Source organism: Fulvimarina pelagi HTCC2506 (assembly GCF_000153705.1).
GTDB classification, from domain to species: domain Bacteria; phylum Pseudomonadota; class Alphaproteobacteria; order Rhizobiales; family Rhizobiaceae; genus Fulvimarina; species Fulvimarina pelagi.
The window spans coordinates 1,104,654-1,114,219 of record NZ_DS022272.1 but is presented as its reverse complement, the minus strand read 5'-3'; the positions used below and the strand labels follow the sequence as shown (position 1 = coordinate 1,114,219).

General features: G+C 59.9%; 12 protein-coding genes and 1 tRNA gene. 3 read left to right on the top strand and 10 right to left on the bottom strand.

Annotated features, from left to right (window positions below; genetic code table 11):
- Positions 1-273 precede the first annotated feature (273 nt).
- From rplL to FP2506_RS05160, 7 genes are all read right to left on the bottom strand, one after another.
- Entirely contained in the window at positions 274-654 is a 381-nt protein-coding gene (gene rplL / locus FP2506_RS05190; protein ID WP_007066355.1) for a 50S ribosomal protein L7/L12, read from the bottom strand.
- A 54-nt stretch (positions 655-708) separates the two neighbouring features.
- On the bottom strand, positions 709-1,227 hold the full coding sequence (rplJ, locus tag FP2506_RS05185) for a 50S ribosomal protein L10 (RefSeq protein ID WP_007066354.1): 519 nt from the start codon (positions 1,225-1,227) through the stop codon (positions 709-711).
- 406 nt (positions 1,228-1,633) lie between these two features.
- The gene (gene rplA, locus FP2506_RS05180) at positions 1,634-2,347 is read right to left on the bottom strand and encodes a 50S ribosomal protein L1 (RefSeq protein ID WP_007066353.1); all 714 of its coding nucleotides are present in this window, start codon (positions 2,345-2,347) and stop codon (positions 1,634-1,636) included.
- A gap of 4 nt (positions 2,348-2,351) precedes the next feature.
- Positions 2,352-2,780, bottom strand: a complete 429-nt coding sequence (gene rplK, locus FP2506_RS05175; RefSeq protein ID WP_007066352.1) for a 50S ribosomal protein L11 — start codon at positions 2,778-2,780, stop codon at positions 2,352-2,354.
- Between the two features lie 137 nt (positions 2,781-2,917).
- The gene (gene nusG, locus FP2506_RS05170; protein WP_007066351.1) at positions 2,918-3,448 is read right to left on the bottom strand and encodes a transcription termination/antitermination protein NusG; all 531 of its coding nucleotides are present in this window, start codon (positions 3,446-3,448) and stop codon (positions 2,918-2,920) included.
- 61 nt (positions 3,449-3,509) lie between these two features.
- Positions 3,510-3,707 carry a preprotein translocase subunit SecE gene (secE, locus tag FP2506_RS05165; RefSeq protein WP_007066350.1) on the bottom strand — a complete coding sequence of 66 codons (198 nt, stop codon included), beginning with the start codon at positions 3,705-3,707 and terminating at the stop codon, positions 3,510-3,512.
- 188 nt (positions 3,708-3,895) lie between these two features.
- A tRNA-Trp gene (locus FP2506_RS05160) sits at positions 3,896-3,971 on the bottom strand.
- A gap of 209 nt (positions 3,972-4,180) precedes the next feature.
- On the opposite strand from FP2506_RS05160, the gene FP2506_RS05150 reads away from it, so the two are divergent.
- Positions 4,181-4,816 (top strand): HAD family hydrolase, encoded by a 636-nt coding sequence (locus FP2506_RS05150; protein ID WP_007066349.1) that lies wholly within the window; start codon positions 4,181-4,183, stop codon positions 4,814-4,816.
- A gap of 8 nt (positions 4,817-4,824) precedes the next feature.
- Complete coding sequence (gene kdsB, locus FP2506_RS05145; protein WP_007066348.1) at positions 4,825-5,556, top strand: 3-deoxy-manno-octulosonate cytidylyltransferase; 732 nt, start codon at positions 4,825-4,827, stop codon at positions 5,554-5,556.
- Between the two features lie 154 nt (positions 5,557-5,710).
- Here the strand turns inward: kdsB and FP2506_RS17905 are convergent, their stop codons facing one another.
- Together FP2506_RS17905 and FP2506_RS05130 are read right to left on the bottom strand one after the other, a co-directional pair.
- Entirely contained in the window at positions 5,711-6,538 is an 828-nt protein-coding gene (locus tag FP2506_RS17905) for a hypothetical protein (RefSeq protein ID WP_007066347.1), read from the bottom strand.
- Positions 6,525-7,385, bottom strand: coding sequence for a hypothetical protein (locus FP2506_RS05130; RefSeq protein ID WP_007066346.1), 861 nt, complete (start codon positions 7,383-7,385; stop codon positions 6,525-6,527). The genes FP2506_RS17905 and FP2506_RS05130 overlap by 14 nt, the downstream gene beginning before the upstream one ends.
- A 185-nt stretch (positions 7,386-7,570) precedes the next feature.
- On the opposite strand from FP2506_RS05130, the gene FP2506_RS05125 reads away from it, so the two are divergent.
- Positions 7,571-8,842 (top strand): CDP-glycerol glycerophosphotransferase family protein, encoded by a 1,272-nt coding sequence (locus FP2506_RS05125; RefSeq protein WP_007066345.1) that lies wholly within the window; start codon positions 7,571-7,573, stop codon positions 8,840-8,842.
- Here the strand turns inward: FP2506_RS05125 and FP2506_RS05120 are convergent.
- Positions 8,804-9,538, bottom strand: a complete 735-nt coding sequence (locus tag FP2506_RS05120; RefSeq protein WP_187289022.1) for a phosphocholine cytidylyltransferase family protein — start codon at positions 9,536-9,538, stop codon at positions 8,804-8,806. The genes FP2506_RS05125 and FP2506_RS05120 overlap by 39 nt on opposite strands.
- Positions 9,539-9,566 lie beyond the last annotated feature (28 nt).

Genomic DNA, 9,566 nt, shown 5'->3' with positions numbered 1-9,566 from the left:
GCATCTCCCGTCGAAGGGAGAGACCCGCGCGTCGGCAATCCGCGCGGGGCAAACGGCAAGGCGAACCTCAATGCGCCCGAGGTTCCCGCGTTTCCTCACGCCTCAGTCGGGAGGCGTCAGGAAACGCGCTTGAAGCCCTGTGTCGCCGGACTTTCATCCACGTTCGAGGTGCGCGCTGTTCGCGAAACCTCTTTTCAGCACGGAAGGCGGAACGGCATTTCGCCGTCCCGCCCACGTTGAAACGCGATTGTTTCAGCGCGGCATGAGCCGCACTTACTTAAGCTCGACCTTGGCGCCTGCCTTTTCGAGCTGTTCCTTGATCTTGTTGGCCTCGTCCTTGTCGACGCCTTCCTTGATCGGCTTCGGCGCATTGTCGACGAGATCCTTCGCCTCCTTGAGGCCGAGACCGGTAAGGCCGCGGACTTCCTTGATGACGTTGATCTTCGAAGAGCCGGCTTCGGCGAGAACGACCGTGAACTCGGTCTGCTCTTCTTCAGCCTCGGCGGCACCACCAGCAGCACCCGCAGCGCCTGCAACGGCAACCGGAGCGGCGGCGGAGACGCCCCACTTCTCTTCGAGCATCTTCGACAGCTCAGCCGCCTCGAGGACGGTCAGTGCCGAAAGGTCTTCAACGATCTTGGCGAGATCAGCCATGTTTCTTTTCCTTTACGATTCGAACTTGAGTTTGAGCAGCGAGGAACCTGAACCTCACGCCGCTTCGTCCTTCGTGGCATACGCATTGAGAACCCGGGCGAGCTGGCCCGCCGGGGCCTGAACGACGCCTGCGATACGGGTAGCCGGGGTCTGGATCATACCCACAAGCTTGCCGCGCAGTTCGTCCAGCGACGGTAGGTCGGCCAAAGCCTTCACACCGTCCGCATCGAGCGTGGTGGCACCCAACGCACCGCCGAGAATCACGAGCTTGTCGTTCTTCTTGGAGAAGTCGTTGGAAACCTTGGCCGCCGCGACCGGATCGCTCGAATAAGCGATCAACGTCTGGCCCTCGAACAGATTCGAGATGCCTTCGGCGTCCGTGCCCTGAAGAGCGATCTTGGCAAGGCGGTTCTTCGCGACTTTGACGGTGCCTCCGGCCGCGCGCATCTGTGAACGAAGATCGTTCATGTTCGCGACCGTGAGACCGGCATAGTGGGCCACGACAACGACGCCAGCGTCCTGGAACGACTGGTTGAGCTGCGTGACGAATTCGCGCTTTTCCGCTCTTTCCACTGCCTCTCTCCTGTTTGGCTTCAGGTCTTCGTGCGAAGATCCCGAAAGCCGGTTGACATACGCGCCGCCGAAAGGTTGGACCTTCTGAGCGACGCTCGGAGATCCTGTCCCCTTGGTTCGGACTGCGCCTGAGTTCCGAATGGAACCGACAGCCGGCACAAGGCATTCAGAGGTTCGAACCGAAGTGACAGAGCCAAGGCTCTGAGAGTTTTCGGACATCACCCCGTCTCATGAAGGCTATCTGACGATTATGGGCACCCCTGCGGGAGCCCGCCTTACAGTCTCGGACAGGCATTAAGGAGGCGATCGAAACCACCTCCCCTTGTCATCCGGGTCGCCCCGGAATTCCCTTTAACAAGCGAGCGCCGCATATAGGCGCGGAGCCCGCTCGCTGAAAGACGTCGCCTCAGGCGCTCGCCGCCGCCGACATGGTCGACGGATCGACCTTGACGCCGGGGCCCATGGTTGAGGTCAGAGCGATACGCTTCACGTAATTGCCCTTGGCGCCCGATGGTTTCGCTTTGTTCACCGCGTCCGCGAAGGCACGGATGTTCTCGGTGATCTTGTCTGCACCGAAGCTGGCCTTGCCGACACCGGCGTGAACGATACCCGCCTTCTCGACGCGGAACTCGACGGCACCGCCCTTCGATGCCTTAACCGCGGCCGTGACGTCCGGAGTCACGGTACCGACGCGCGGATTCGGCATGAGTCCGCGGGGACCGAGAACCTTACCGAGGCGGCCAACAAGGGCCATCATATCCGGCGTTGCGATCGCGCGGTCGAAGTCGATCTGACCGCCCTGAACCTGCTCGACGAGGTCTTCAGCACCGACGATATCAGCGCCGGCAGCCTTCGCCTCTTCAGCCTTGTCACCACGGGCGAAAACAGCGACTCGAACGTCGCGGCCTGTCCCGTTCGGCAAATTGACGACGCCGCGAACCATCTGGTCCGCATGGCGTGGGTCGACGCCGAGATTGATCGCGATCTCGACCGTCTCGTCGAACTTGGTGTTCGCCGCACGGGTCTTGATCATCTCGACGGCCTCTTCGAGACCATAGAGTTTGGTGCGGTCGATGCCCTCGCGGGCTGCGCGGATACGCTTTCCTTGCTTCTTGGCCATCGTATTAACCCGTCACCTCAAGACCCATGGAACGTGCCGAACCCTCGACCATCGCCATCGCCGCTTCGACGTCGGCGGCGTTGAGGTCAGGCATCTTCTTCTCGGCGATCTCGCGCACCTGGTCGCGGGTGATCTTGCCGGCTACTTCCTTGCCCGGCTCCTTGGAGCCGCTTTTCAGGTTCGCTGCCTTCTTCAGGAAGTAGCTTACCGGAGGGGTCTTCATCGCGAAGGTGAAGGACTTGTCCTGATAGTAGGTGATGACTACCGGGATCGGGGAGCCCTTTTCCTGCTCCTGGGTCTGGGCGTTAAACGCCTTGCAGAACTCCATGATGTTGATGCCACGCTGACCGAGCGCCGGGCCGATCGGAGGCGACGGCGTCGCCGATCCGGCCGGAACCTGCAGCTTCAGCTGGCCTGCAACTTTCTTAGCCATTCTATCTGCCTTTTTTCATCATGCCCACGGCTCGAAGAGGTGGGCGTTCGCAGTTCGCGGTCCGGTCTGAAGAGCCTGGCTTGCTGGCCCGTCTCGCCTCCCGCGCTTCGCCGAAGCCCTGGGCTCCAGCACCTCGATCAGACTTTCTCGACCTGACCGAATTCGAGATCGACGGGCGTCGCACGCCCGAAGATCGACACTTCAACCTTGAGCCGGGAACGCTCGCCATCGATCTCCTGGACGATCCCGTTGAACGAAGCGAACGGGCCGTCGGAAACTCGCACCTGTTCGCCGATATCGAACATGATCGTTGGCTTCGGCCGATCGACACCTTCCTGGATGTGGTTCAGGATCTGGTCGGCTTCCTTGTCGGTGATCGGTACCGGCCGGTTGTCCGGGCCCAGGAAGCCGGTCACCTTCGGCGTGTTCTTGATCATCGAGAACACCTTGTCGGTGAGCTCGGCCTTCACCAGAACATAGCCGGGGAAAAACTTGCGCTCGGCGTTAACCTTCCGCCCGCGCCGCACCTCGACGACGTTCTCGGTCGGCACCAGAATCTTTTCGAACTTGTCGGACAGACCCTTCTGCCGGGCCTGCTCCTCGATCGATTCGGCAACCTTCTTCTCGAAGTTCGAATAGGCGTGGACGATGTACCAGCGAGCGGCCATTAAATTCCCAAAACTCCCGATGTCGCTTTCTTGAAAAGCGCGCGCTTGAAGAAGATGAACTCTAAGCGCCCGCGTTCATGATAAGGCCGACGACATAGCCGAGGACCTGGTCGGCCGCGAACAGGAAAATCGAGGCGAGCGCTACCATGATAAAGACCATGATGGTCGAGATCGTCGTCTCGCGGCGCGACGGCCAGGTCACCTTCGAGGTTTCGCTGCGCACCTGCTGAAGGAACGTGAAAGGATTGGTTTTGGCCATGCTCACTCGACTTGGTGTTCGTCCGACATTTGGTCACGAACAAAGCGCGTGCAGGCCAACATCGCCCCACGCGCAATCAGTTTCGAAATCATTTAAACCCCTCGACGCTGATTCACAAGGGGGTATCTGAGGTCCACCCTGAGCGCCGCCGACAGGGCCGCCGGTCCATGACGATCAAGATCGCCCAATGGCAGGGGCAGAGGGGCTCGAACCCCCGACCTGCGGTTTTGGAGACCGCCGCTCTACCAACTGAGCTATACCCCTGTATGGCCGCGTTCCATACGCCAAGCCTCGAACCGCATCAAGGGTTTTTCCGCTTCTCCGCACCGCGCCCTGCGCTTGCCGTTTTGACGAGTGCGATATAGTGCGGCGCCATAAATGCGTGCGAGCGAAGGCAAATGGTCGCGTCTCGCGTGAACCCAACTTGATCGTTGACGCGATCCACATGCTGCATCGATCTGCAAGGGGGAGCGATGACAACGGAAAGCTGGCGCATGCGAGGCCTTGTCCTTTTCGACCTCGACGGCGTCATTCTCGACTCACGGGCCAATATGGAGGCTGCCTGGTCGGCGGTAGCAGCCGAGTTCGGGATTGAAATTCCGTTCGAGAGTTACTTCGCCGAGATAGGCCGCCCCTTCCAAGACATCATGACCCGACTCGGTCTTGCCGATCAGGGCAAACGGATCGAGCAGGTCTTTCGCCGCGCATCAGCCCGGCATCTTTTCGACACGCCGATCTTCGAGGGTATGGAGACGCTGCTCTCTAACGTGGCCGCATATCGCATCAAACTCGGCATCGTCACGTCCAAGGATTTTGCGCGGACCCAATTGATCCTCGATCGGTTGCCCGTCGAATTCTCCATCGTCATGACGCCGAACGACAGGCTGCGAGGCAAGCCCGCCCCAGATCACCTCCTCCAGGCGATGGCTCGCTGCAACACCGATCCCGCAGCCACGATCTTCATCGGCGATATGGACTCCGATGCAGACGCCGCCCGCCGCGCCCGTATCGACTACGCCCATGTCCTCTGGGGCTACGGTGACCCGCCCCCCGATTGCGCGTTCACAGCCCAAACGCCTGCCGACCTCCAACACTATCTCCTAGGATGACATCAAAAATGGCAACGATTGCGATCATCCCCTGCCGGTACGGCGCATCCCGTTTTCCCGGAAAACCGCTCTCCGATATCCACGGCAAGCCCATGCTTTGGCACGTCTATCATCAGGCGACAAAGGCCCCGAGCATCGATCGCGTCATCATCGCCACCGACGACGACCGCATCTACCAAAAGTGCGAGATTTTAGGCCTCGAAGTCATGATGACCCGCGGCGACCATGTCTCCGGCACTGATCGCGTCGCCGAGTGCGCATCGCGGCTCGACGGTGAGGTCTTCGTGAACGTCCAGGGCGACGAGCCCATGATCGAGCCCGAAGCGATCGAGCGGGTCGCCAAGGCGATTCTTGAGTCGACTGACGAGAACATCGTCGCCTCGAATGGCTTCAACGAGATGTGCGATCCCTCCGACGTCATCGACACCAATGTCGTGAAGGTCGTCATGCGTCAGGACGGTCGGGCGCTCGCCTATTCGCGCATGCCGATTCCGTTCCCGAAAGGTGGCAAGGTGCAGTATTTCCGCCAGCTCGGCCTCTACGCTTTTAGAAAGCATGGCCTGGAACGCTTCGTTGCCTCGAAGCCGGGCCCGCTGGAGATGGCCGAGGGCGTCGAGATGTTCCGCTTCCTCGAGCACGGCTACGACGTCAACATGGTTCAGGTCCCCAACGACAGGGGTATTCCCGTCGATACGCCGAGCGATCTCGAACGTGTCCGCGCCATGATGGCGAGAGGGTGAGTACCTTCATGCTAAACAGGCTTGCTGTAGCCTTCTTCAACGAGAAACAGTCTGACTCATAGACGCTTTCGTAGGCCATCCAGAGACCGCTTTATCTTACGGAATGTACGACCTTCAAGGCGGAAACACTCCGAGACTTGCAGGCAGCTCAAGATCAAAACTTGTTGGTGCGCCGCCGGGGTCGAATCCAGTTCTGGATTGTGAAGGCACCGCGCCAAACGCTGAGGAGATGCGCGACCATTCTGTCAAGCGCGCTCGTGCGCTCGTTCAGCACTTCCATCGCCACGAGCGCAATCTCCGCCGGCCGAAACTCAGGAAACGCTTTCGCTATCCGCGTCACGGAACCAAGCGCCCCATCGCGCCCCTCGAAGCGGATCAGTTGTTCCGATCGATAGAAAACACGCAGCAGAGTCTGCTCCAGCGTCCAGTCATGATTGTCGGACATGCGGAAGACGCCGTCGCGCACACCGGTGAACCCGCATAGCACTACGGTCGTTTCCGGCACACGGTCGATCAGCCAGAGCGCCAGTGCGAACCCGCTGCTCGGTCGATGGCCGGCGGTGTAAAACGGCGCGAAGAGAACGTCGCAGTCGATCACCGGAAATTCGACGGGCGTGCGGTTCTCCCGCGGCCCTTCGATCGACTGGGTGTCGAGCGAAACGAACACCCCGACTTCGCCCTCGAGCGCACCCGGTGCGAAGAAAGACCGCGACGTCTCGAGCCGGTCGTCGTCGTTCATCGAGATCCGCTCGGTCCGCATGCGGTGCACGAGAAGCGCGCTCCGTTCGAATGGCGAATGAAGCACCTTCTCGCAATGGGTGAAGAATACGAACAGCGTATCCTCCGGCAGTTCCCTCATCACAGCGCCAAGATCGAGCGCTGGACTGTTTGCCATGATGGCGACCGTCGAATGGCTGCGAAAGATCGCCTCGACTGCACTCGCCCCCGGCACCGAATTCGTGTCGGTATCAGCGATCGTCATCGCGACCCATCCGCTTCGCACCCGGCTTCAGCCCCGCGAGTGCGCGATGAATCGCTCGCGGCGCCCTCGATACTGACCACAGCATTGAGACTAGTCTGTCGATCGCATTGATCCTGTCGCTCAGCACATCGGCGGCGACCAATGCGATATCTGCTTCAGAAAGCTTCGGGAAACGCCGGTCGAGCCGATCGAGTGTGCTGTTGGTCGATCGCCCTCCGAAAGCCTGCTCGAGCCGCCCGCTTCTGGAAAGAAGCCGAAGAACCGTCTGCTCCAGCGTCCAGTCGTGCATCGTGCGCATCCGAAAGTCCGGTCCCCGCACGCCGGTGAACCCGCACAGAATCACCTTCGCATCGGGCAGGTTCTCGACGAGCCAGATCGCCATCGCAAAGCCGGTCGTTGGCGTCATATCTGGCGTATAGAAAGGAAAGAAAACTGAATCGAGATCCAGGAGATGGCCGACACTGTTGCTCTGACCGACTGGCGAGTACGGTTTTGCCCCACTCTTTGGCACATCATGCGCGATGATCCCCACCTCGCCCTTCAGAGCACCGGGTGCAAACAGCGCCCTTGCCCGCTCGACATGCTTTTCGCCTTCGTTGAAACGTTCCGGATCTTTCATCCGGTGGCAGAGAACAGAAGCACGCGAAAACGGCCGCTTCAGCACCCGTGGGCAACGCGTGAAGAACACGAATAGCGTATCAGCCGAATTGGCCGCTTCGACGTCTCCGATGTTCAGCGCTTCGCTGTTCGCAACGAGCGCGATACGTTTGTAGCCCGAGAAGAGTGCGAGAGCTTTTCGCCATTCCTCCGGTCCGGGCGCATCGTCCCGCACCATCCGCTGCGCCATCGAGAAGCTCCTCTTTCGACAATCGTTTGCTGAGCGTCGGCGCCCTCTCCGCCTTATGGCGAGGCCATTCACGGGATGCAACATGTTGCGGATGTTGGCGTTGGCGACCATAAGGGAGCCGCTGTCGCAAACCGATCGCCAGGTTTGCACTGCTTGATCTCCTCACCGGCCGCGAAACCCATCACTTGTTCCAGACCGTTTCCGACATCCTCAAGATCGCGGCCGCCCTACCGGGCTACGCCCTCATGCACGTCTTGGCCCGAATCCCGAAGAAGCGGAACCTCGTTATCGTGCTCGCGCCGAAAAACGGCGCCTTCGTGGACAACGCGAAATACGCCTATCTTGCACTGGCCGAGAGCCCTGAGATCGAGGTCTGCTACGTTACACCGAAGAGAGCCGTAGCCACCGAATTAAAGGCCGCACAACTCGATGGCGTCCGCATGCCCTCGCCTCGCGCGATCTGGCTTCTGATGCGCTGTGCCATCGCTGTCGGCTGTGACTACGAAGCTTTTCGCGGACTGTCCGGAAACCTCCTTGGCGGTGCCAAACGGATTCAGCTCTGGCATGGTAGCGGCATCAAGAACGTCTCCGTAGACTCCCCGAATGTCGCTCATCTTCGTCATCGCCGCATCGGCCGGTTGCGGCTCGAATTCAAGCGCAAATTCCCCGTCTTCGACCTCTTCTATTTTCCGTCGCGAATAAATTTCGAAAAGCGCAAGAACACGTTCCGCTATCGCAGAGCCGCGCTCAACGGCCTGTTGCGCAACGACCTCCTCACCGACACGTCGGTGAGGCCCGCCACTGCGCTTATTGGAACGGATCTGAAGTGCGGCGAACGCATCGGGAAAGACAAAGCTGCGGGGCGACGTCTCGTGATATTTGCCCCAACGTGGCGGACGATGGATCGGTATGACGTCGGCGAACGGATCCCGTTCGATTTTGCTCGACTGAACAAGCTGATGGAGACGCTATCGTCGACGCTCGTAATCAAGCTTCATCCGACCATGCGTGATCATTTTGATCTCGCGGCCTTTTCGAATATCGTCGAGTACGACCGCCATGGCGACATCTACCCATTGCTCGGCGCCTTCGATCTGATGATCTCGGACTTCTCGTCCCTTATACCGGATTTCGCGTTGCTCTCGCGTCCGATCATTCTCTACTTGCCAGATCTTGGAAGCCTTATTGCGGAAGATCGGTTCTCACCGTCCGAACTGGACCGTTTTATGGGTGATCGCTGCTTGGACCATGACCGTCTCTACGACGCCATTGAAGACGCGCTTCTGAAGCATAAGAAGATATCGTTCACCCAGACAGCAGAGTTTCACGAATTTAAGGACGGTCTCAATACGGCCCGCTTCGTCTCGGACGTCGAGAGCATGCTCGGCCTCGTGCCGTCCCGTAGTGGCTCGGAGACGCTAGCTGTACGCCATGACACGCGCATTACAGCGGCTTAGATCCTCGGGGCAGTCGATCTCTTCCCAATCGTATTCGTCGACTGGGCAGAAACGGATGGCGTGGCCGGCTGCGATCAGGCGGTTGAGCGCGCCATGCCATGTCGGCTCGCCAGCTTGAAGGCTAGCTCGCATCGCTTCTGCAACTCTGTCTGTCGACTCTGGTGTCGCGGCATGGAAGATCCCACTCGAGCGATGCCCGGCGATAGGAGCCTGGTTCTTTCCCACCGATGAGATGTTCTCGCCTTCAGGCTTGAGAATAATTTGAACGTCGTCGGGGAATGCCTTTCGGACCGGGGATCCAAAGAGTGCCATAGTGTGCGAGCGCATGGCGCAGCGATCGAGGACCGAAGCGATCAAACGAGGCTCCAGGAACGTGTCGCCGTTGACGATCATCACGCCCCCGGACCAGTCCCCTCGCATTCCGGTCAGCACGGAAGCTTGCGGTCCTGAGGAAGCGAAGATTTCGTTGAACACAACCTCCGCTTTCGGTTCGTAAGCGTCGAGCCCCCGACGCAGGGCCTCCACCCGATATCCGCCGACGACACGGATTTGCGAGACTAATGGGTGAAGCGCGAAATGCTGGATCGTCCTCATGACAAGCGGAACGCCACCGATGCCGACCATGGCTTTCGGGATTGTCTCGGTGTGAGGAAGCAGCCGCTTGCCCTGCCCTGCAGCGAGAATGATGACACGCATCAGGCTCTCCGCTCGCCCGGCGATTTCC

What these genes read in the sequence shown, in the direction of transcription:
- FP2506_RS05130 (WP_007066346.1), bottom strand. Translation starts at nt 7,385, where the DNA reads ATGGCGCAGCGGATGGTGCGGGACGATGCGCCCGGACCGGAGGAATGG.
- rplK (WP_007066352.1), bottom strand. Translation starts at nt 2,780, where the DNA reads ATGGCTAAGAAAGTTGCAGGCCAGCTGAAGCTGCAGGTTCCGGCCGGA.
- secE (WP_007066350.1), bottom strand. Translation starts at nt 3,707, where the DNA reads ATGGCCAAAACCAATCCTTTCACGTTCCTTCAGCAGGTGCGCAGCGAA.
- kdsB (WP_007066348.1), top strand. Translation starts at nt 4,825, where the DNA reads ATGGCAACGATTGCGATCATCCCCTGCCGGTACGGCGCATCCCGTTTT.
- FP2506_RS05150 (WP_007066349.1), top strand. Translation starts at nt 4,181, where the DNA reads ATGACAACGGAAAGCTGGCGCATGCGAGGCCTTGTCCTTTTCGACCTC.
- FP2506_RS17905 (WP_007066347.1), bottom strand. Translation starts at nt 6,538, where the DNA reads ATGACGATCGCTGATACCGACACGAATTCGGTGCCGGGGGCGAGTGCA.
- rplA (WP_007066353.1), bottom strand. Translation starts at nt 2,347, where the DNA reads ATGGCCAAGAAGCAAGGAAAGCGTATCCGCGCAGCCCGCGAGGGCATC.
- rplL (WP_007066355.1), bottom strand. Translation starts at nt 654, where the DNA reads ATGGCTGATCTCGCCAAGATCGTTGAAGACCTTTCGGCACTGACCGTC.
- FP2506_RS05120 (WP_187289022.1), bottom strand. Translation starts at nt 9,538, where the DNA reads ATGCGTGTCATCATTCTCGCTGCAGGGCAGGGCAAGCGGCTGCTTCCT.
- nusG (WP_007066351.1), bottom strand. Translation starts at nt 3,448, where the DNA reads ATGGCCGCTCGCTGGTACATCGTCCACGCCTATTCGAACTTCGAGAAG.